Raw genomic sequence first — 23,171 nt, forward strand, 5'->3', positions numbered from 1 at the left:
TCGCTGCGTTCGGGAACTTCCGCGCTGAGGCACTTCGACGTGTCGGCCGGGCCGGCCAACCTACCGCGACGACGCCCCTCTCACAAAGCGGGAACCTCAAAGTGATTCGCTTCGCATCGTTGGTCTCAGCGGCGATATCGGCGCTCGATCGGCCCTGGTACACGAAAAAGGCCTCGGTGGGACCGAGGCCTCGATGTGCATGTCTCGTGGTGGAACCCCGAGACGTGTCGATAGGGATGATGTTTATTTGGCGTCGATCTGCTTCAGCAGTTCGTCCACCGCGCGTTTCAATTGCGGGTCGCGGCCCGCCGCGTAGTCGTCCGGCGCTTCGTCGACGAGGATGTCGGGCTCGGCCGGGCCGTTTTCCATGTTTTGGTCGGTCGCCTTGGCGTACCAGCCGCGGTAGGGCATGCGCACCCGCGAACCGTCGATGAGGCCAACCGAACCGGTCGAGATGACCGCGCCGAAGGTCGGCTGTCCGATCAGCAGGCCACGGTTCAGGTTCTTGAAGGCGTGCGAGAAGATCTCGGCGTTGGAATAGCTGAATTCGTTGCACAGCGCCACGGCCGGGGCGACCCAAGCCGAGAGCGGCAGGCGTTCACCGTAGGGGTAGAACTTGCGGAAGTTGTGCTTTTCCTTCTCCAGCTTGCCCGCGGCACCGCGCGGAATGGTGAAGGCGTGTTGGCGGACGCTGAGGACCGTCATCATGTAATCCGTGGTCCAACCGCCGTTGTTGAAACGAACGTCGATGACCAGGCCGTCCTTGCCCTGGCCGCTGGCGGTGATGGCGGTTTCGAATCGCTCGAAACTGGGGATGTTCATGGAGCGGATGTGAACGTAGCCGAGGCGGCCCTTCGAGTACTTCTCCGTCAACGCGCGGCGGGACTTCACGAAGCTCTCGTAGAGTTGGCTGCGCTGGCGCTCGGTGGGTCGAATGATCACCTGGCGGGCCTTGCCCTTGGCGTTCTCCACCGTCAGCACCACCTTCTCGTTGACCGTATCCACCAACAGCGCGTAGATGTTGGTTTTCGGGCCGATCTTCTCGCCGTCGACCGCCGTGATGACATCGCCCACGGAAAGGCGCGAGGACTCGCGGTCGGCCGGTGTGTTCGGCAGGACCCGAACCACTTCGACACCCTTGGCCACGGGTACCAGTTCGGCACCCAACAAACCGGTCTTCTCCTCGGCGGTTTCGTAGCGGTTCTTGCCGTAGAAGCCCATGTGGCTGGCGTTCAGTTCGCCGAGCATCATGTTGAGCACGTCTTCGAAGTCGCGATCCGTGGACGCCAACGTGGCCCAGGATCGGTACTTGTCGTGGGCTTCCTGCCAGTCGGCGCCGTGGAAGTCGGGATCGTAGAAGCTGTCGTGCAGCGCGCGCCAGGCCTCGTCGAAGATCTGGAGATGTTCCAGGGGATGGTTGATGGCCATGCGGGCCTTGAAGCCGAGGGGCTCGACCTTGCCGCCTTTCGAGGCGATGCGAACCACCTTACCGCCCTGCTTGATCGCGAACAGGTGCTTGAAGCCGGGGCCCATTTTCAGGTAGGTCGGGTTCAATTTGTTCTTGGTGACGTTCTCCAGCTTGGTGCCGTCCCACTTGATCTTGAAGACGTCGCGACCCGTGAACCGCGGCGCATTGTTGCCGGTGGTGCCGAGGAAGTAGATCGTCTTGCCGTCCTCGGAAAACTGCGGTGCGCTTTCGTCGCCAGGGAAGGCCGTCACCTGGACCAGCCGTTCGTGGATATCCTCGAAATCGATGGTGATCGGTTCGGGCTCCTCCGTCTGCTTGTCCTTCTTGTCCTTGGTCTCGTCCTTCTCGCGTTCCTTCGAGCCATCCTTGCTGACCGGCTCGACGACCTCTTCCTCCCAATCGGCCGAGGTCTTTTCCCAATCGCGTTTGCGCAGCCAGACCATCCAGACGTCGTGGTCGACGCCCTCGCGCGCCGAGATGAAGCTCAGTTTGGTTCCGTCGGGACTCCACGCCGGCCGGATATCCATGCGCGGGTGAAGGGTGATGTTGGTCGCCGGACGCGAGCCGTCGATCGGCTGGATGTAGATGTCGGCATTGAAGGTCAAATCTTCCTGGGCGTAGGCCAACCAGCGACTGTCGGGGCTCCAGTTCAGGCTGCCGGGGGGCGACCATCCCTCGTAGAGCGCCCGTTCTTTGCCCAATGTGAAGTCGTCGCCGTAATCGGCCACGATCAGGTCGGCGACCCCGCGAATGAAGGCGACCTTTTTGCCGTCCGGGGAAATCGACGGTCGACGCTCGTCGCGTTGGTCGTCGGTGAGGCGAACCGTGCGGTGGGTCAAGCTGCGGAAGAGATCGGTCTGGTCTTCGTCGGCGGCGACCAGCGCGTACAGATCGTACTGGCCTTCGCGATCGGAACTGAAGATCAGGGTTTGATCGTCGGCCCACGCCACGTCGCGGTCACGGTGAGCATGTCGCGTCAACTGAACGGTACGCGTCTTTTCCTTGTCGTTTTGAATCAGGAACAGCTCGCCGCGAATGACGAGTGCCGCGTACTTTCCGTTGGGCGAAACCGCGATCTCGGTGGCGTTCGCCGTGAAGGTCTTGCGCTCGATTTCGGAGAAGCGCTGGTCCTGGGCGACCTGAATGTCCACCGGCGAGGCCTTGCCGGTGTCGCCCTCCTGGAGGAAAATTCGCGTATCGGCTTCCATGACGTAGCGATTTCCGGCTACGTCGTACCAGCGCACGCCGTCTTTCTCGAAATGGGTGATCTGGCGGGGTTCTCCCTTGGCTTTGCCGGCATTGTCGAGGCTCACTCGGAAAATGTTGTGGGTGCCGTTTCGCTCGCTCACGAAACAGAGCTCGCGTTTGGCGGCCCAGCGCGGGTGAAGATCGTTTCCGGCGAATTGGGTCAATTGGGTGTACCGCTTCTTCTTGGTGTCGTACAACCAGATTTCGCGATCGGCGGGACCGCGATAGCGTTTGCGCCATTCGCGCGTGGCGCCGCGAACCAGCGCGATGAAGCGGCCGTCGGGAGACATGGCCGGATTGCGACCCAGCCCGTCCAGTGCACGGGCGGGGGTGCCGCCCTCGACCGAGACGCCGTAGATCTCCGGCATCCAATGGAAGGGAGCGAAGTCGCGAATCGAGGTGAACAAAATGCGACCCTCGGGGGTCCAGTCGCAGACCACGTCGTCGCTGCTGCGATAGGTGAGGCGGCGCGGATCGCTGCCGTCGGACGCCATGATCCAGACGTCTTCGTTGCCCGATCTGTCGCTGTTGAAGGTCAGGTGCCGGCCGTCCGGTGCCCAGCGCGGCCGCGATTCATAGGCTTCGTGAACGGTGAGGCGGCGAGCCACTCCGCCGTTGACGGGCACGGTCCAGATGTCACCCTGGAAATTGAAGGCGAGGGTCTCGCCATCGGGGCTGAGGGACGGGAAACGGGTGAAAGGTCGCCCGTCCTGGGCGAACAGGGGCAGGCAAAACAGGGCGATCGTAAGTAGGTGTGGAACGGAACGGAACCAGGAACTGAACGCTTTGCAGGGCAAGCAAATTCGCGTCATGTGCACTCCCTCGTATTGATCTGTGGACGGTACTCCATGGGCTTGGGAACGGCGATGGGGCCGATGCGTGGGCAATCCGGCCGACATGGGGTGAGCAGCCTTGCACACCACAGGCAAGTCTCGATGAAATAAAAACGCTTCCAATCCGGAAACTGATGGCGATGAGAGACTTGGGCTGCATCCTGCCGTGCCGGAACGGTGGATGGTGATGACAAGCGAAAGAGCCGGAATCAAAAAGACTCAATCGGCGGAATGAAGCAATGTCACACACATTCCTATCGAGGTGGTGGCCTTTCACGGCTTGCGGTTTCGGATCGTGCCCACTGACTCCCCATTGATAACGCGTCGTTTGGGGGTGAACCGGCTCAGAAAATCCGCGAGGGCCACGCAAACTTGTGGAACGTGGCGCCAGGTTCGTTCCATGAACATTCATCAAACCACGTTCCCGTGGTCCTGGCCACCCAAAAAAGCCGGCCGAGCGAAAAGGGCGCGGCTCTGAATCAGGCGCTTTTTCTCCATCATCCGGCGGCCGGAATCGGTTCGGGTTCGGCTCGATCTGGGACAGGTTCTTGACGCCCGGCCGTGGTCGCGTTACAAGTGGGGAAGCGATTGGCGCACATTACCGCCTTATCTATATAAGTCGTCGAAAAGAAAGGGTCGGGGTTCGTCCCCGATGCCAGACACACCTGGGCACGGCATCGAAAAACGCCGTGGCCGGGTTAAACTATTTGATAACCGGTTCACGACGTCGGCTACGGGCCACGTCGCATCCTTCCCTCTTCCCCGAACCCCCACGCTCTGTCCACGACAACTGTTCGGTCGTTGGAAGAGCCTGCGTCATAAGGAGTTTGCATTGCTTACCCTACAGGAAAACCAATTGCATTACCCGTTGAAGGAACGAATCGGTTTGGCTGCCTTGTATGTGCAAAAGAAGGCCGTTTTCAGCGATTTCACCGCTTGGATCGACATGATTCCCAAGGAGCTGTCCAAATCGCGCGGCCTCTTCGGGCGGCGCAACAGCGGCAAGACCGCTTTCGTGCAACGGCTTTACAACCGGCTTTGGACCCACAACGGTGGTACCGTGCCCTTTTACCTGGAAATTCCGGAGATGCGTCTTTGGTTGCCCAATTTCGCCGAGGATTACTACCGCAACTTCGTGTCGCAATACATCTCGTTTCTGGATCGAGATCCCAGCCGCGTCAGCCAGGTCATGAGCCTGGATCAGATTCGCGAATACGGTGAGCGCCATGGCTATCGGGCGATGGTGGAGGACGTCGACCATTTCAAGGCGTTTTTCCCCTCGCGGCGTTTCGACCAGATGTGGCGCCTCGCCATCAGTGCCCCGCATCGGTTTTCAGCCCTGTACGGACGCCCGGTCCTGGTGATGTTGGACGAGTTCCAGAATCTAGGACGATTCGTCTACGCCGACGAATGCAAGCTTCACAACGATCCGTCGATCGTGGACGGCTTCCACGAGTGGTGCGAATCGAAATCGGCACCGATGCTGGTCACGGCTTCCCTGCGCGGACGTCAGGGACGTGTGATGGACAGTTTTCTGGAAGCCGGTTGCCTGACCAAGTATCCGTGGTTGCCCTGCCTGGGCGAGCAGGAGGGGGTCGAGGCGGTGTACCGTTACGCCCAGGCCTACGAAGTGGCCTTGACCAACGAAACGGCCCTGCTGATCAACGGCCTGACACGGAGCGATCCCTATTTCATCGCCTGCATGTTCCGATGTGTGGGAGCGGCCGACAAGGACCTGTCTTCTCCCGCGGCGGTGCTGCGTTGGGCTACCCACCAGTTGACCCATCGCGACGCCGAGTTGGCCACCGGTTGGATGGTCCATTTGGACCGCATTCTCGGCGAAGAGAATCACCTTCAGATCAAACGACTTCTGCTGTTTTTCACCCAGAACCCCGGGCGAACCTTCGCGGCCGAAGATTTGCGCGAGGAATTGGACCTCGAATCCGAGCCCGAACAGATTTTCGACATGCTCATCCACTTGCAGCACACGGGCTTGATTCTGTCGACCCCGCGCGAGTTCGCCTTCGAGGGACATGCGGATCCGACGCTGTCCCTGGTGTTGCAGGAGCGGTTCCGCGACGTGTTGGATGCCGAGGGCCAGGCCCGTGATTGGTTGGTCGCGCGAATGGACGAATTCGTGGCCGGTCGCGAGGGGATGGGCGACTGCCTCGAGGATTTGGCACCGAGCTTCGCCGCCCTCCAACTGGCCTACGACATGTGCGAGCGCGAGCGATTTCCGCTTTCCGCCTATTTCGACGGCATGGACCACGAGCGGCCCATTGCGGTGGCTCGGGTTTGTTGGCGCTACCTGGCTCAGAAACGCATCGGCGACAAACGCCAGTACGATTTGATGGTGGCGTCGCGCGACGAGCGGGTATTGCTGGTGGAGGTCCGCCGCAACGGAAAGCCGATCGGCATCGACCAGGTAAAACACTTTCTGGCTCGAGTGCGGTTCTTTCGGGAGGCGGAAGGGAAAGCCGAGACCCTGGCCGCGATCCTCTCCATCGCCGGATTCGAACCGGATGCGTTGGCTCTCTGCCGGGAAAATGAGGTGGGCACCGCTTCCCGGCTCAACTACCTGCGCGCCGATTGGAGCAGGTAGGGCCGGTGCGCCCGCTTTCGGGCATTCGGGTTTCCGGCTCCGCGCGGCGGTGTTCCGCGGTCCGTTGGTTGGTGCCCATCCAGAAACGCAAGAATGGTAACCGCCAATTTGGTTCGGTTCGTCTGGATGGGTACGGAATCAGGAAACGGCAAAAACCTTGTTCGCAAGGTATTGGCTGACACCTGACGGCCGCAGCCTGGGTGCATGGGCGATGTCGCGGAGTTTCCGTTCAGGACGCCTTGGCCGCCTGGCTGACGACCACCGGCAGGGTGACGGTGAATACCGCGCCCTGGCCCAAGCCGCCGCTGTCGACCGTCAGGGATCCGCCCATCTCGGATACCGCGTTGGCGCAGACGTGCAGCCCGAAGCCCTGGCTGCCCTGCTTCGTGGTGTATCCCGACTTGAAAATGTTGACCAGGTTCTCGGGGGCGATGCCGATCCCGTTGTCGCGCACGCTCAGCGACACTGCGTCCGATCCCGAGGTCCGCAGCTTCAGGGTGATCCGGCGATTTTCGCATTCCTTGTGGTCGAGCGCCTCGCGCGCGTTGCGCAACAATTGCAGCAGCACGAAACGGACCTTGGTGGTCGGGGCGTATAGGCGCGGCGTCTTTTGGAGATCTTTTTCCACCTTGATGTGGAGCTTGGTCAGCGAGAAGCTTTCCAGGCGCAGGGCCTCGTCCAGCAAATCCTCGAGCCGGATCGCTTGAGTGAAGGAGCTGATGCGCGCGTATTCCTGCTGCGAGAAAATCGCGTCCTTGATCTGCTTGATGTACTCTTCCAGCTTGGTCGTTTCGCGGGTCAGGTGGTCGTGTTCGTTCAACAGGCGTTCGCCGATCTGAAGGTAGTAGGTCAGCAGCTTGAGCCCACGGGGATCGGTGCTGATGAAGTCCACCAGGTCGTGGCGGTGCTGTGCCAGCAGGCTGTTGGCGCGTTCCAAGCGGTCGATGCTGGACTTCGCCAAGATCTCGTGAATCACGTGACCGCTGATATTGAGGCTGTTCAGGGTATTCCCGATATGGTGCAGCACGCCGATGGCGATCTCCGCCATGCCCGCCTGGTGGGCGTTTTCCAACAGGGTCTGCTCGGCCTCGCGTAGTTCGATCGTGCGCTCCTCCACCAGCCTTTCGAGGTTTTGCTTGTGATGCGCCAGTTCCTTGTTGGCGGTCAGCAGTTCCTCGTAGGATTGCTGGAGGGCGAGCTGCATCTCGTTGAAGGCCTGAACCACCTGATCCAGTTCGTCGTTGCCGCCGCGGGTCGCACTGCGATCGAGGGTCAGGTTCTCGATCGGTTTGTCCAGGCTGAAATTGTGGGCGAACCCCGCGATTTTTTCCAGGTGCCGAATGATGATGAAGTTGAAGATGAACAGCATGAACGCCGAAACCAGGAAGGTTTTGATCGCCTGGGTGGTCAACACGATCAGGACCTTTTCTCGGAGGCGGGCGTAAATGCCTTCGAGACTGGCGACGACGGTCAGTTCGCCCAGGTAGTTACGGGTGCCGTCCTTGTCGAAATAAAGGGCCACTTTGCGCACCTTGGTCGCCGTTTCCATCGGCGTTCCCACTTCCAACGAGTCGAAATCCACCGGGTCCACGCGCACGTATTCGATGTCCGGCAGCTTGTGAATGCCCTCCAGGTGAACCCGGACCTGCTGAAAGTCGATGTTCCACAGATCGTCGGTGATGCTCTTGACGAAGCTCGCGTCGATCTGCTCGAACCGATCGTTGAGCTGATCCATGTCACCGTGATAGTAGAGGTAGAGCTGCGTGGCCGTGGCGCCCAGAGTGATCAGCGAGCTGTACAGGAGAATGTAGAAGAGGAGACGGCGCGCAATACTAGGGTGACCGAGTAGTAGAATCGATTTGAGGGACAAGGTCGACTCCCATCAAAAGGAACTGCCGTGAGACGACATGAGGGCAACGAAACAGAGACCGAATGGGGAGGACATCGGCGCTATCCCTTTGACGGTTCGTACGGGTCCGGATTCGGTTTGATTCATGACACCTACTCGAGAGGCCTGAAGACCTGGTTGCGAAGTAGCGGTTTGATTTCCATGAATTGGAGCATGCCTGGGGATTGGTAGAAATCGCGGTGGTTCGTGTTTCTGCAGGAAAGGGACTCCGCCGCGAACCTTGTGAGGAAGGTGGCCTGGCGACTGGAGGCGACGGAGAGGCGGATGATTGCGTTGTGAACAGGGAAGGCCGTAATCGATTGTAACCTGAAATGGATTGACGGCGTTAGGGGACGCGATGGGAAAAGGAAAGGAAGTGACTTGGAGGGGACTCCGAATTCGATGTGCCCGCTCCGAAACGGGGCCACTCGGTTCTCCCGGATGACCTTGTCCGATTTACAGTCCCTATCGGTGCGAGAAATCGAAACGGTAAAAAATCTAACCTTTTCACGCGAATGGGTGCTGTACAATGACCCCATCCGTCATTCGGGAGGCTAATTGATGTTTATGTGTTTCGAGTCTGATGGCAAGCGTTCCGCCTTCCCGGAAGCATCACTGATTTGCTTGGATGATAACGGGTTCACCTTCCACTCTGCCGGTGGAAGTAGAACCGGCTCAAATTCCGTGTTTTTCCGGATGGATTCGTTTCAGGGGGCTTGCCAGAATTTTCAACAGGCTTTGAATTGGGTGCGTCGTAAACAACCACAACAGGGACAGCAACGACAGGCTCAACCCCCATCGGCAGGTGCCGACCGGCTTCCGAGCCAGCCCAAATTCTGATTTCGGCGCGCGGTATCGGTGCTTCGGCGATCTTTTTCGCCGAGCCCATGCCCACCGCGGCGCACCCTGTCGCGCGTCATCCGATGGCTGGCTCCGATCCATCCGGAGGAAAGATGCCGGGTGTTTCGCTGGATTCCCTCGAGGAAGCGGTCGTCAGTCCTCGTGAATGCCGCTTTCGTCCAGATGGCCCAATTGGCCGTAGAGCGGGACCATGATCAGCACCAGGGCGAACGAGAGCAGCAGTAAACCCATATTGGCGGGAATCTTCAGGTAGATCAAGCCCATCCATACCGCGCCCGAACCGACGATGCCGATGTAGTTGCAGAAGTTGATGGCGGCCAGGATTTCGCCCTTTTCTCCCATGGGCGGGCGCGCCTGCATGTAGGCCGCGAGCGGCACGTAGTACAGACCCGAGCCGAGACCGGCGAGAAAGAGCAGGCCGTAAATGGCCCCGAGAGGCAGCAGGTGGAAGTAGAGCAGACCTTCGCCGAGCGCCACGAAGAGTGCACCCAAAAGGACCGTCCACTTGCTTCCCATGCGGTGTTGGATGGGCGAACACATGAGGCAGCCGACCATGATGCCGACCGAAAGGGCGACCATCAGGAGTGAGGTGCCCGAAGCGTCCAGGCCCTTCAGGTTGATGCCGTAGTTGTTCACCGCTTGGGCCACGACGCCGCCGGAAAACCAGAAAAACGAAGCGGCGATGACGGTGAAGAGCATGGCCTTGTCCGTCCAGATCTTGCGCAGGCTCACGGTGATGTTCGCGAAAGGGTCCTTGGAAATGCGTAACTTGGGTCGGTTGGCTTCGCGCGGTAGGATCAGGTAGACCGTGCCGATGCCCAGCAGGGCGATGAGGATACAGAAGGCGCCGGCCACGTAGAGTTGGTCCGCGAAGATGTCCTTGAGAAATCCGGCGAGGGCGATACCCAGGATGATGGCGAGAAAGGTCGTCATTTGGACGACGCCGTTGGCCTTGACGAGCAGGTGGGTCTCGAGGAGTTCGGGGATGGCGCCGTATTTGGCCGGCCCGAAGAAGGCCGACTGGGTGCCCATCAGAAACAGGGTGAACAGCAGGAAGGGAAAGTTGGCGGTGTAGAAACCGATGCAACCCATGATCATGATGACCAATTCGCCGACCTTGGCGCCGCGCATCACGGTGGTCTTGGCGAATTTTTCCGAAAGCTGGCCCGCGAAGCCGCTGAAAATCAAAAAGGGCGCGGAAAACACGATCATGGCCGTGCCCTGCTGATCGGCCTGGGTCAGGGTCAAAGCCAACAACAGCATCAGTTGCTTGAACACGTTGTCGTTGAAGGCGCCGAAGTATTGGGTCAAGGTGAAGGCGATGAAGGATCGGTCTGCGAGCGAATGGGATGGCTTGGGTTGACTCACTTCGCACTCACTCCTCGGTTTCGGTATTCGCATTAAAACACAGAAACCCGAAGACTTGCAGACAATCCAAGGCGTAGCGAATCACGACCCTCCGGTATCGCCCATCGCGACGCTGCCCCTTGCGGAGCTCGCGGGCGGCCGTCGTTCTCGCTCGATTTGAAGATTCGACGCGAGGTTTGGTGGCATCGATCTCCTCGATGGGGAAGGCTTTTGCGGCGACCGAACGCAGCGGCGGTCAGGGCGTGAGGCGGGCGTTGTCGATCAGGCGCACGCCGTTCAGCCAGGCGCCCAGGAAGATGCGCGTGTCCTCGGTCAGGTGGGCGCAATCTTCCAGGAATTCGGGATCCCTGAAATCGAGGTAGTCCAGCTCCAGACCTTCGGGCCATTCGGCCACCAGTGCTTCGCGCAGTTTGGCGGCATCGCGCTCGCCCTCGGCGAAGGCCGTCTGGGCACGGGTGATGGTGCGATACAGTGTCAAGGCCAGGTCGCGGTCTTCCGGCTCGAGCTTGAGGTTGCGGCTGCTCATCGCCAAACCGTCGTCCTCGCGAACGATGGGACAACCCACCACGTCCACGTCCAAATAAAAATCCGCGGCCATGCGCTGGATGATGGCCAACTGCTGAAAGTCCTTGGCCCCGAAATAGGCCTGATGTGGCTGGATGAGATTGAACAGCTTGAGCACCACCGTGCAGATGCCCGGGAAAAACTGGGGCCGGCTCAGCCCGCACAAACGCTGCCCCAGAGGGCCTGGCTGCACCATCGTCTGGGCTTCTTCGGGATAGAGGTCTTCGACCTCCGGATACCAGATGAGATCCCCGCCCGCTTCCACCGCCAGCTCGAAATCGCTGTCGTGATCGCGCGGGTAGCTGTCGAAGTCTTCGTTCGGACCGAACTGCGCCGGGTTGACGAAAACCGAGACCACCGTGAAGTTGCCGTCGCCGCGCGAGGCCTCGATCAGGGATTGGTGCCCGGCGTGCAGGCCGCCCATGGTGGCGACGAATCCGATCGTTTCCCCTTGATCGCGTTGTTCGCGGAGCATGCGGCGCAGCTCGGCTGTGTGGGAGTGCAGACGTATGGCCATATTGGGTAAATCCTTCCGGCGCATGATGTTCGAGCCGTACGAAGTAGCCTCGAGGCGGCCTTGCGATGCGCATCTGGTGCTGCCGCGGAACGGCGGTAAACCTACGTTGGGCGATCCCGCCCTCGTGGTCGCAGTGAGATCACCTCCCGATTTTGCGGGCAAATCGGAACAAAAACAAGGGGTGCTCGCCGTCATGTGACCGGTTTCGGGCTCGCCGAAGCCTTGTCGATCGCTCCTCGGTGCGCGCGGTGACCGTCGACGCGCCGGATCCGGCGCCTGGCGTTCCTGTCGACGGGGCCCGTGGGGAAATGCGACACGCGCGGCGGCAAGCGATGATGCCGCGCGTGTCGCCGGCGGAAATCCGGTCAGTTGCCGGATGCCGCCATGGGAAGCTCGCCGCCACCGTAGAGTCTGAGGTTGTGGCGTTTTTTGGAAGCTTTGTAGGATTCACCGATGGAGGGGAAACTGCCGTCGCGAACCGCGTCGTTGAACGCGGTGACGGCGTCGATGCCCGTTTCGGTGAAATTGGCGAACTGACGCACGAACTTGGGCGGTTTGCCCAAACTCATGCCCAACAGGTCGTGGGTGACCAGGACCTGCCCGTCGCAGTGGGGTCCGGCGCCGATGCCGATGGTGGGAATCGAGAGGCGTTCGGTGATTTCGGCCGCCAAGTCGTAGGGAATACACTCGAGAACGATCGCGAAGACGCCGGTGTCTTCGAGGGCGAGGGCGTCTTCCACCACCCGTTTGCGCGATTCGTCGTTCTTGCCCTGAACCTTGAAGCCGCCCAGCGCATTGACCGATTGGGGGGTCAGGCCCACGTGACCCATGACCGGGATTTCCGCGTCCAGAATGGTCTGGATCATCGGGATCCGTTTGCTGCCGCCCTCGAGTTTGACGGCGTCGGCGCGGCCTTCGCGAATGATCCGGCCCGCGTTGCGCACCGTTTCGGCGGGGCTGATGTGGTAGCTGAGGTAGGGCATGTCGCCCACGATGAGAGCCCGTTTGCGGCCGCGCGATACGGCGCGGCAGTGGTACACGATGTCGTCGACGGTCACCTCGAGGGTGTTCTCCTTCCCTTGGATGACCATGCCCAGGGAATCACCGACCAGAATCATGTCGGTTCCGGCGGCATCGACCAATTGGCTGGTCCAGTAGTCGTAGGCCGTCAGCATGGTTAGCTTGTCGCGGCTACTGGTCATGTCGGTAACGGTCACCCTGCGTGACGGTTGAACCTTTTGCTTGGCACCCGGCGCGGGTCCCTTGGGGGCGGACTGCCCCTGAGAATGTTGCAACTGTTCCATTACAGCTCCTACTACGAGCCCGTTCGATGCGGGTCTCGTGTGTTCGCACAAATGGCTTTGAAAGCACTTGTGTTTTTGTGGGTGTTCGCCTCGATCACGGGCTCGGCCCCCGCGACGGCGCAGAATGATTCCGTGCGTCGCATCCGTGACCGTGTCGGGCGGTATGCGCGCTTCCAAAACAGACCGATCCATGCCGGCCTCTCGAGAGAGGTCAAGCCGAACCGGTGATGAAGGGCGCGGAAAATGAGTATAGCACGGAAAGATGCCGATCGTGCCAATCTGTCCAGGCAATGCTGCCGAGCTTGGAACGGATCGGCCGGGCGAGCGCGAAATCGGCGCCCGGCTCGACATTTCGAGCGATTTCCCTTCGTGACGCGGTGGGGTCGCTGCCGGGTGTGCCAAGCGCCTGTACGTCATGGCGGGCACGGGCTTCGCCTCCCGCCTCCGCGGCGGTGCCTGAACCTTTTACAGAGAGGTTTTAGGAGTCAGGTAGGTTACGCCGCGCAGATCCTTCTGAAAGTAGGAAAGCAGGTCGGACACCGCCGCCCGGTCCTTGCTGAAATTGACGCCGTTGGCGTTGAGAATGATCAACGGCGTCGCCTCGTAGTGGAAGAAAAAGCGGTTGTAGGCCTCTACCACGTTGTCCACGTACTCCGGAGAAATGTTCAGGGATTTCAATTCCTTGCGCTTCTTGAGGGTTTCCATGACCTTGTCGGCCGAAAGTTGGAGGTAGACCACGAGATCCGGTTGAACCTGGTCGGCGGTCAGCATGGGGTAGAGCTTTTCGTAGAGGGCCAGCTCGCTGTCGCTCAGGTTCTGATAGGCGTAGATGCGATCTTTTTCGATGATGAAATCGGTGACGATCGTCTGGCGGAACAGGTCCGGCTGCCGCAGGCCTTGGAGCAGTTGGTAGCGGTTCAGCAGAAAGAAGAGCTGGGCCTGGAAGGCCGCGCCGTTGCGGTCCTTGTAGAAATCGCCGAGAAAGGGGTTCGCCTGGAGGTCCTGGGTCAGCTCGGCATTGAGTTCCTTGGCGACCAAGCGAGCCAAACTTCTTTTTTCACAGCCTAGTGGACCTTCAAAGGCAATGTAGGAATACGGAGGAGCCATGCAGCAATCCCCAACAGTCAGGATCTAGTTGTTTCAGCAAACCCCAAAACTATATCACCGAAATCTTGCCGCCACAAATCGTGACCGGCATTCCCCCGAGGAAGTGGTTTCTCCATGCCGACCTTCTTTTCCAGGGGGTTTTGGATGACTCGACTTCGCGCCATTTCACGCGCCCCGATGGGAAACGGCGGTTCACGGTGGCCGATGGGATGTCTCCGGCCGAGCCGGGCGGCACCGTGAGACCGGTTCGGTCGAGCCCGTTCCCCCGACTCGACGGTGATCGGGCGCCGTGTATCATTGTCGTGAATCGCGGTTTGCGGGATAAAAAACCAAAATCAGGGTGTTTTCCGCCATCCTGAGGGCTGATTGGGCGGCACTTTGCTGGTAAAATGCGCTTTAATTGTTGGACGGTTCGCCTCGGGTGTACCGGGTGCGGCGGGTTTGCCGGGCTGGAAGCGATTGGCTTCAGGCCTCGATTGTCTGTGCGCGACGTTTTCCCATGTTTGTTTCCCGACGTCGCATGGGGATGGTCACGTCCAGGTCGCAACGGGTCTGAAGGCAATAGCAGCCAGTACGTACCCAGCTTGGGCCGGAATCCAACGACGGTGAATTTTTTCGAGGCGCGACACGAGAGAGAGTGGCCAATGGTGCTCTGCGGATGAAGATCGGCGCCTTAGACTCTGGAGCTAAGACAGATGGAAGAAAACCAACAGGAACCCAGTTTCGAACAACTATTAAACGAATCCGAAGCGCGTGAAATCAAGCGTGTTCAGCCTGGACAAGCCCTCGAAGGCAAGGTGGTCATGGTTTCCAAGGGAACCGTGTACGTGGACATCGGCATGCGGACCGAGGCTCAATTGGAGCTCGCCGAGGACGATGAGCGCTATCAGGCGTTGGAGGAAGGGCAGACGATCCAGGTGTTCGTCTCCAAAACCAAACAACCGATCGGCCTGAGCCTGGACCCCGTCATGGGTTATGGCGACATGAGTGTCGTTCGCGATGCCCACGAAGCCGGCAAGCCGGCGGAGGGCAAGGTTCAATCCGCCATCAAGGGCGGGTTCGAAGTCAACATCGCGGGTGTTCGCTGTTTCTGCCCCATTTCGCAGTTGGGTTTCCGCAACGACGACGACCGCGCGGCGGCCATTGGGCAAACCTACGAATTCAAGATCATCGAATTCGACGAGTCCAGCGAGAACGTCGTCGTTTCCCGGCGTGCATTGATCGAAGAACGCCGTGAAGAAAAAATCCGCGAGACACGCAAGAAGCTGATCCCCGGCTCCGTGTTGCAGGGTCGCGTTCGCGACATTCAGTCCTTCGGGGCTTTCGTGGACCTGGGCGGTTTGACCGGGTTGGTCCACATCAGCCAGCTCAGTCACCAGAATGTCGCTCGCGTCGAAGATGTGTTGGAAGTCGGCCAGGAGGTCGAGGTCAAGTTGCTGGAAACCCGCATCGACAATGCCGGCAAAGAACGCATTTCCCTGTCCATCAAAGCCTTGCTTCCGGATCCCTGGGACACCCTGGCCTTCGAAATCGGTCAAACTGTGACCGGTGAGGTCGTCCGCATCAGCAACTTCGGGGTATTTATCAACGTGGCCCCCGCCATCGACGGGCTCCTGCCGCTTCGCTTCATGAAGCAATCGGGCCGCTCGGTGGACCTCGACAGCTTCGAAGTCGGTCAGAAACTCGAAGTGGAGGTGGTCGACATCAACACCCAGGATCGCAAGATCGCGTTGGGGCTGCCCGGTTGGAACGAGGAAATGCGTTCCAGTCTCAAGCCTGGCGACGAGTTGCGGGCCGAGGTGATCAAAGTCATTCCCGCCGGTGTTTTGGTTCAAGGATTGGACGATCCCGCGCGCGGCCTGATTCCCAAGCGGACTCTCAAGCACACCTCCATGAAACAAATCGTCGATCAGTTCCCGCCCCAATCGCAACACGATGTGATTTTGGAGGAAATTGACGATCGCGGCCGCTATACCTTTTCACTCAAGGGACAGAGCGAGTCCATCGACGGCAAGACCCTGGATGCGTTCTTGGAGCAGGACGACGCGCTGAACAACAACCCGTTCGCCTCGTTTTTCAAAGACCGAGGCTGAGCAGGCCCCTTTCGATCGGGTTTCCGGTCGAATCGGGGATCATCCGACATCGAGGTACCGAACAGGGGAGGCGATCGCCTCCCTTTTCTATCTCGGCCCCCGGTGCGGCATTGCGACATCCAAGGAGCTTCCATTGAATCAGTCTCGTTCCCATTCCATCCAAGGTGTGTCGCCTCACGCCGAACCCTCCTCGCCCGGTGCACGCCGTCTGCTCCTGCTGTCGCTCCTTCTCGTCGGGTTCGCAACCACCGGTTGCATTCAATTGCGCATGGATTTGAACATGGCGCCCGACGGCTCCGTGGCCTCGCACATCCATATCGAGATGTTGGAGCAGATGTATCAAATGGTGCTGGGCACCGCCAGTCAGCCCGGTGAAACGATTCCGCTTTTCGACGAAGAGGAACTCAAGAGCTATCTGGCCGACAACAACGGGAAACTTCGGTCGTACAGCAACAAGAGCGAAGACGGGTTTCGCGTGATCGACATGCGCATCTTCGCCAAGGACGCCCCGTCGTTCGTCAACCGGGCCGGCGGCGATTTCATGGCGCTGGAGAAGACCGAGGGTGTCTGGCGCTGGACTTTCCTGGACAACGAAATGACCCGGACCTACCGCGAAATGGAAGACGCGCTTCTGGAAAACCAGTTGGAGATGCTGAAGGCCTCCTTCAGCGGGATGGACGTACAACTGGCGTTGACCGTTCCCGAACTGACGGATACCAATCTGGAAAAAGTCGATGGCACCAAGGTTCGGTACACCCTGAATTTCGACGAAGAGATCGGCATCGCGTCCGGCCCCGAGGCGGTAGAAAAGTTTCGTGGCCTCTTGTTACCGAAGTGGGTGGCCTTCAAGGGGTTCGGCAAAAAATGAAGCGTGCCCGCGGGATTCGAGCCGCGCGGTTCGGTTGGCATTTTGGTGCGAATGTAATTTAATGATGAGGTAGAGGTGTGATCCGGGAAGGGTTCGCGATTGGCGCGATCTCCTTCTCGCGGGGCACGACTGTCGCCATCCCGCTTGCGATTCCGTTGTCGATTCTCGTTCGTTTTTTCAGCTCGATCTCTGATTTCTTTTGCCCCGGGCAAGGCCTTTTGTCCGCGCCGAAAAATCCGTTTCGGTGCATTTCATCGGAATATGCAACGCCAAAATGACGTCTTGACGGCCAGGCTGACCGATACGCTTGTCATCATCGGTTCGGTCCTGTTTTAATTCGGTAAGGAATGACTCTCCCTCAAACAAAAATTTGAAACGAATTGCCGGGTGCCAACGGATAAAAAGGGAATACCTACCTGCGGTACGTTTCCTGCTTGTCGGCTCGCAAATCCTGAAGAAGGAGTACCTTGATTTGAGTACCTCCCACATCGCCGGATTAAGCCCTTCGGTCCTGATGGGCATCAAGAATTTGCTGGTGCGAGCGCGGAGCGTGGTCGAGGGAGCTTTGGTCGGTGAGCACGTTTCGCCGTTTCGCGGCGGCTCCATCGAATTTGCCCAACACCGCTCTTACAGTCCTGGCGACGAACTGCGTTACATCGATTGGCGCCTGTTTGCGCGGACCGATCACTACCACGTCAAACAGTTCGAAGTCACCACCAACCTGCGTGCCTACATCCTTTTGGACAGCAGCGGTTCCATGAGTTATCCCGAGGGCCAGGGTGTCGCCAAACACGATTACGCGGCCACCTTGGTGGCGGCCCTCTCCTACATCCTCATCCAGCAGTCGGATGCGGTTTCGGTAACCACCCATCGCGACGATGACGTGATTTTTTTGCCGCCGCGCAGTCAGGTTGCCTATCTACAGCAGATTTGTCAAATAATCGAAAATACCAAACCCGCCGGTGATCACGATATTCTCCAGTTACTCAAATTCGCCCAGGATCGAATCGTGCAGCGCAGCCTGGTCGTGCTTTTTTCCGATTTCCTGGTCGATCTCGACCAATTGATGGCCAAGATTCGCATTCTCCAAAGCCGTGGGCACGACCTGATGATCTACCAGATCCTCCACCGCGACGAGCTCGAGTTTCCCTTCAGCCGATTCTACCGCTTCGAATCCATGGAAGACCCGCGTTTCATGGTGGCCGACAGCAAACAGATTCGGGCCCAGTACATGGAAGCGCTTCAGGAGCATCAGGACCAGCTTCGCGCGGCGATGCGCAAGATTGGCGTCGATTTCCAAACGGTTCACACCGAAGAGAGCCCTTCGCGGGTGATCGCCAACTGTCTCAACGGTCCCATGCGGGCCAAGAAATTACGAAAACTCTATTGAATCCCCGTCAACGTCAACCGCGGCGGAAATCGCTCTCCCGGGTTTGGGAGCGGGTTTCGTCACCGAGTTTCGCCCCACAAGGTTGTCCATGAGCCTGTTCAACATCTCTTTCCTCGCACCTCTGGCGTTTCTGGGACTCCTGGCCCTGGCCATTCCCATTTACCTGCACATGCGCCACAAGCCCCGTGCCGAGCGCTATCGTTTTCCCGCCATCGACTTTCTTCTCAAGGCAGACAAGAAGCGCAAGCGGCGGTTCCGCGTGGAGCAGATGCTGCTCATGCTGTTCCGCATCATGATCGTTTGCCTGCTGGCGATTCTTTTCGCCAAACCCTATGTCGACGAGAAATTCGGCGATTCCGGTTTGAAGACCAACGCGCCCTTGATCGTCCTTCTCGACGATTCGGTCTCCATGATGGCCGCGCCCGGTGGTGAACGCCTCTTCGAGGAAGCCCGGCTCCAGATTCGCGATCTCCTGGAGCGGCGTGCGGGTGCGAGTCCCACGCGGTTGATCTTGGCCGGCAATCCCGAAGCCCATCCCAAGCTCAAAACCGCCGACCAGGTTCTCGACGTCCTGCCTCGACTCAAGCCGACGACCGGTGGCCACACGCTCGATGCAGGCTACGAGAAGGCACTGGCCATCGTGCGGGAGGAAGGCTGGAACCAGGCCATTCTGCGTATCATCACCGACGGCAGCCTCAGCGCATGGCGCCAGGTACCGGTCGAAAAGCCCAGTGCGGTCGAAGTCATCTACGCCTCGGTGCGTGGCGAGAAGCCGTTGCGAAATCTGGGGTTGTCCAAAGTGGATCAGGCACCCGGCGACACCAACTCGATCGAGGTCAGCCTCCAGAACGGCGGCGATCAACGGGAGCAGGCCAACCTGATCCTGTCCATGCCCGACGGGACGCGCCTCTCCCATCCGATGCGCGTCGACGGTTTCGCGCAAACCGTTCACCGGTTCGGCCTGGAGGAAAGGGTGCCCGCCACCCTGACGTTGCGTCTGCCTTCCGACGATTTCGACCTGGACAACGAGGTCGTCTATGCGCCGCGCAGCAATCGCAAGGTCAACATCCTGGTGGTCGACGGCGATTCGCACCCGGAAGCGATTCATTCGGAAAGCTTTTTCTTCAAAAACGCGTTGGGTTTGGATGAAAGCGACCTGTACGGATATGCCCTCAACGTGGTCACCCCGGCGGGTCTGGATCGATCCAAAACCGATTGGGCCGATGTCATCTGCATGCTCAACGCCGACCTTCCCCAGAGCGACATGCTCACGGAGGCCCTGGATACGGGCAAGGGCGTGATGGTCACCATGGGCGAGCGCATGGACCGCGATGCCTGGAACCAGTTCTTTTCGAAATACGGTTTGGAAATGTGGGAGGCGAAGTCGCTCGAACCGCCGCGTCCCGCCGAAATCAAACAATACGACCATCCCCTGTTTTCCTCGATCGATGAAAGCGATTGGCGCGGTTACCTGGACGGGTTCACGGTCGGGCGCTTCACGATCATGACCGCGGGTCAATCGGGGGCCAAGGTGCCCATCGCCCTGGCCGACGGGACACCGCTGCTGCTGACTCACCAGGCCAGTGCCGGCCGCCTTGCGGTCTGGGCCAGTTCGGCCGATTTGGATTGGAACAGCTTCGCGCTGAGTTTCGGATACGTGCCGTTCGTGCGCCAGATCGTGGCCTATCTTTCCGAACGCGACGAGAATATGAGTTACCAGGGCATGACCGTCTCCGAGGTTCTCGAACAGGACATCGCCGCTGAGTTGAATCCCAAGTACATTCCCGAGGTATACCGCGATCTGGATATTGCGGGCCCGCTGCCGGGGATCTATACCCGTCAGGTCAACAAGAACACCCAATTCATTCAGGTCCGCTTGGATCCCGAAGAGTTGAATTTCAAATCTTTCGAAGCTCTTGCCGATACGAATCAGGGAGAGAACGTCCTCGAACAGGCTGGGTTCCGCAGTTTCGTACGGGCCGAACTGGCGCCGCAGGTTCAGTGGTTGCTGTTCGCCCTGATTCTCGTGGAAACCTGTGTCGCGGCCAGGGTGAGCTTGAACTGGGGGGGCCGCTGATGGATCGCCGAGAATTCCTTACCTGGAGCGCGGGACTCTGTGCGGCTTCGGTCGCGGGGGCCATGCCCGCATTGGGCGGTGATGCCGACGTGTTCCAGTACGGCCTGCTTCGGCTGGGCGACAGTTGGGAGGAACGCGAACGGGCCCTCATCAAGCTGAGCTTCGAGGTCCAGAAACGCTGCAACATCCCGATCGAAGCCAAGCACAAAGTGCTCGATCTTTCCGATGTGGCCACCGTCAGCTCGCCGTTCTTCATCATCTCCGGCAGCAACACCATTCCCGAACCTTCGGTCAAGGAGGCCCGAGGCCTGCGTCTGGTTCTCAATTCCGGCGGTTTGTTGTTGTTCGACGACACCTCTCGCGATGGGCAGGACGACTTTTACAAATCGGCGCTGGCCCTCATGCGCAAGGTCTATCCCGAATTGACCGGACCCCAGGTCATCCCGCGCGATCACGCGGTCTACCAGAGCTACTACTTGCTCAAGGAGCCTCGTGGCCGGCTGAACAAGAAAAATTATCTCGAAGGATGGCCCGTGGGACATCGCACTCACGCGTTCTATTCACACAACGACCTGCTTGGCGCGATGGAGGCCGATCAGCTCGGCAACTGGCGCTTCAACATGGAAATCGGCGGTGGCTTCCGCCGCGAGTTGTGCTTTCGATTGGGCATCAATCTGACCTACTACACCTTGACGCTCAATTATAAGAAGGACCGAGCCTTTCCCCCGATCATCGAGAGGAGGCGCAGAATATGAACGGTTGGCCCAAACTGGAATTGCAGCCGCTGGGCCCGCTCTGGCTGGAAGTGTTGGTCCTGGGTGTTACCCTGGCCGCTTTCCTCTACGCCGTGTCGGCCACGCGCTTTCAACCGATGAAGATTCGCGTACTCTCGGGTTTCTTGCGGGCATTGTTGCTGGGAGCCGGCTACTTTCTGCTGCACCATCCCACGCTCACGCGCAGTGTGATTCAGCAACAGGAATCCCGTCTTGCGGTGCTCGTCGATCGATCGGGCAGCATGGGCGCGGAAGTCGAAGGTGGCGAATCGCGCTACCAGAAGGCCTTTGGCGTGCTCGATCAGATGCGGACCGCCAACGTGCCCATGGACGTGTTCGAATTCGATCACACCGTCTCCGAGCCGCTGGGCGCCGAACTCAACCCGCGTCGGCTGTCCGGCAACAAGACCGATTTCTACAACAGTCTCAGCCAGTTTCTGTCCAACCATTCCGACTACACCGGACTGATGGTGCTCTCCGATGGTCACGATCTGGGCAAGTTCAGTCAAATGTCCGTGGAGGACACCCGCCTGTGGCTCGAGCGGCTCAACGCCCCGCCCATCAACACCGTGTTGATTGGGGATCAGCTCCAGGGTCCCGAGGTGGCGATCCACTCCATCGACGCCCCGGCCTTTTCCTTCGTGCGTGCGCCCCTGAACATTCGAGCGACCATCATCGTGCGTAACCTGGACGGATTCCAGACCCAGGTTCAACTGCTGGACGGCGACCAGATCATTCAGATCAAGGATCTCGTGCTGGACGAACAGGGATTCGGGACCGTCGAGTTCCAGTTCTATCCCGAACAGCAGGGCGAACACCTCTACACCATTCTGGTACCGCCGCACCATCTGGAAGCCAATACCGAGAACAATCGCCAGCAGGTGTTGGTGGACATCGGCCGCGACAAGATCAGCGTCCTGCACATCGCGGGCAGCATCACCTGGGATCTGCAGGGTTTGCGGGCCATGTTCGAACGCGATCCGTTGGTGGACTTGACGGCCTTCTACATCATGCGGACGCGGGAACACATTCAAATCGGCACCGACAACCGCAGCATTCCCCACGACGAAATGGCGTTGGTCCCGTTTCCGACCGAGGAGATCTTCGATCGCCAACTGTTCGGTTTCGACGTGGTGGTCTTTCAGGATTTCGATGCCGGCAACTATTTCAGCGACAGTTATCAGGCCCGTCGCCTGATGCGCAAGATCAAGGAATTCGTGACCGAGCATCACGGCGGTTTCATCGCCATCGGCGGTCCGCGCACGGCTGGAGGACCCAGCTTGGGATTGACCCCGCTGGCCGAGATCCTGCCGGCCATTCCGCCCAATTACCGGACACCCTACAACGAGGAAACCCTGATTCCGCAGTTCACCGAATACGGCAAAAAGCACCCCATGCTGCGGCTGTTCAATCCCGAACTGCAGAAGTTCAAGGGCAGTATGGCGGGCGTGTCCCTGCACCAGTCCGGTCGGATGCTGATCCGCGATAAAAACGGCAAGCCGTTGTTGGCGGCCATGGAACCCGGTAACGGGCGCACCCTGTTTCTCAATTCCAGTTCCAGTTGGAAGTGGCGCCGCGACGCCTTGGCTTCCGGTCAAACCGGCGACAACTACTACGACTTCTGGGAGCAGGCGCTCAAGTGGGTGATCCAGGATCCGGCGCTGAATCAGGTGCGCGTCACCGCCACCAAGACCGCGTCCAACCCGCTCGGCCTGAACGTGGAACTGTTGATGCGGAGCCGCGATTACGAACCCGCCGAATCGGTTGCGGCGACCCTGGAGATCAAACCCCTGGACGGGCGCAGCGAACCGGTCAGTCTCCCCTTCACCACCGATTACAGCGGGCGGGCGGAAATTCAATACGCCGCCGATCGCCCGGGCTATTTTCAGGTGTCGATTCCCGAATCGCCCTGGTCCGAGCTGTCCCGTCCTGCCACCGTGTTCCTGGGTGGCTCCCAAGACGAACTGCGCAATTTGGATCTGGTCCCCGAAACGCTGCAGCGTTTGGCCTCCTTTTCCGGCGGTAAGTTCCAGTCGGAAACCAGCTCTTTCAATCACCGAGCCGTGGCCCAAGCCACGCCGGAATCCAAGCACATCATCGAAACCAGACGCTTGAAGCTCCGAAATTGGATTTGGAGCCTGCCGATCCTGCTGGCGATTGCCGGTTTGGAATGGGCGGTCCGTCGTTCCAGTCAATTGGCGTGAGGTGGC

General features: G+C 59.5%; 13 protein-coding genes. 7 read left to right on the forward strand and 6 right to left on the reverse strand.

The window, feature by feature from the left end:
• Positions 1-243 precede the first annotated feature (243 nt).
• Entirely contained in the window at positions 244-3,528 is a 3,285-nt protein-coding gene (locus J3U87_RS19170; protein WP_237377388.1) for a S41 family peptidase, read from the reverse strand.
• 853 nt (positions 3,529-4,381) lie between these two features.
• Here J3U87_RS19170 and J3U87_RS19175 point away from each other — a divergent pair.
• A complete protein-coding gene (locus J3U87_RS19175; protein ID WP_237377389.1) occupies positions 4,382-6,151 on the forward strand; it encodes a hypothetical protein in 1,770 nt (589 codons plus the stop codon).
• Between the two features lie 229 nt (positions 6,152-6,380).
• Here J3U87_RS19175 and J3U87_RS19180 read toward each other — a convergent pair whose 3' ends face one another.
• The 5 genes from J3U87_RS19180 to J3U87_RS19200 all read right to left on the reverse strand — a co-directional run bounded on the left by J3U87_RS19180 (position 6,381) and on the right by J3U87_RS19200 (position 13,760).
• On the reverse strand, positions 6,381-8,021 hold the full coding sequence (locus tag J3U87_RS19180; RefSeq protein WP_237377390.1) for a sensor histidine kinase: 1,641 nt from the start codon (positions 8,019-8,021) through the stop codon (positions 6,381-6,383).
• 1,011 nt (positions 8,022-9,032) lie between these two features.
• Complete coding sequence (locus J3U87_RS19185) at positions 9,033-10,268, reverse strand: MFS transporter (RefSeq protein ID WP_237377391.1); 1,236 nt, start codon at positions 10,266-10,268, stop codon at positions 9,033-9,035.
• A gap of 235 nt (positions 10,269-10,503) precedes the next feature.
• Positions 10,504-11,349 (reverse strand): pantoate--beta-alanine ligase, encoded by an 846-nt coding sequence (panC, locus tag J3U87_RS19190; RefSeq protein WP_237377392.1) that lies wholly within the window; start codon positions 11,347-11,349, stop codon positions 10,504-10,506.
• Positions 11,350-11,714: 365 nt separating this feature from the next.
• Positions 11,715-12,653, reverse strand: coding sequence for a 3-methyl-2-oxobutanoate hydroxymethyltransferase (gene panB / locus J3U87_RS19195; protein WP_272932383.1), 939 nt, complete (start codon positions 12,651-12,653; stop codon positions 11,715-11,717).
• Between the two features lie 465 nt (positions 12,654-13,118).
• Positions 13,119-13,760: a deoxynucleoside kinase gene (locus J3U87_RS19200; RefSeq protein WP_272932384.1), complete on the reverse strand. Its 642-nt coding sequence runs from the start codon at positions 13,758-13,760 to the stop codon at positions 13,119-13,121.
• A gap of 695 nt (positions 13,761-14,455) precedes the next feature.
• On the opposite strand from J3U87_RS19200, the gene J3U87_RS19205 reads away from it, so the two are divergent.
• From J3U87_RS19205 to J3U87_RS19230, 6 genes are all read left to right on the forward strand, one after another.
• Complete coding sequence (locus J3U87_RS19205) at positions 14,456-15,853, forward strand: S1 RNA-binding domain-containing protein (protein ID WP_237377394.1); 1,398 nt, start codon at positions 14,456-14,458, stop codon at positions 15,851-15,853.
• Between the two features lie 133 nt (positions 15,854-15,986).
• Positions 15,987-16,721: a hypothetical protein gene (locus tag J3U87_RS19210; RefSeq protein WP_237377395.1), complete on the forward strand. Its 735-nt coding sequence runs from the start codon at positions 15,987-15,989 to the stop codon at positions 16,719-16,721.
• A 472-nt stretch (positions 16,722-17,193) separates the two neighbouring features.
• A complete protein-coding gene (locus J3U87_RS19215; RefSeq protein WP_237377396.1) occupies positions 17,194-18,111 on the forward strand; it encodes a DUF58 domain-containing protein in 918 nt (305 codons plus the stop codon).
• 88 nt (positions 18,112-18,199) lie between these two features.
• The gene (locus J3U87_RS19220; RefSeq protein ID WP_237377397.1) at positions 18,200-20,188 is read left to right on the forward strand and encodes a vWA domain-containing protein; all 1,989 of its coding nucleotides are present in this window, start codon (positions 18,200-18,202) and stop codon (positions 20,186-20,188) included.
• Entirely contained in the window at positions 20,188-20,943 is a 756-nt protein-coding gene (locus J3U87_RS19225) for a DUF4159 domain-containing protein (protein WP_237377398.1), read from the forward strand. The genes J3U87_RS19220 and J3U87_RS19225 overlap by 1 nt, the downstream gene beginning before the upstream one ends.
• The gene (locus J3U87_RS19230) at positions 20,940-23,165 is read left to right on the forward strand and encodes a hypothetical protein (protein ID WP_237377399.1); all 2,226 of its coding nucleotides are present in this window, start codon (positions 20,940-20,942) and stop codon (positions 23,163-23,165) included. The genes J3U87_RS19225 and J3U87_RS19230 overlap by 4 nt, the downstream gene beginning before the upstream one ends.
• The last annotated feature ends 6 nt before the right edge of the window (positions 23,166-23,171 follow it).

The organism is Sulfidibacter corallicola, assembly GCF_017498545.1.
GTDB lineage: Bacteria > Acidobacteriota > Holophagae > Acanthopleuribacterales > Acanthopleuribacteraceae > Sulfidibacter > Sulfidibacter corallicola.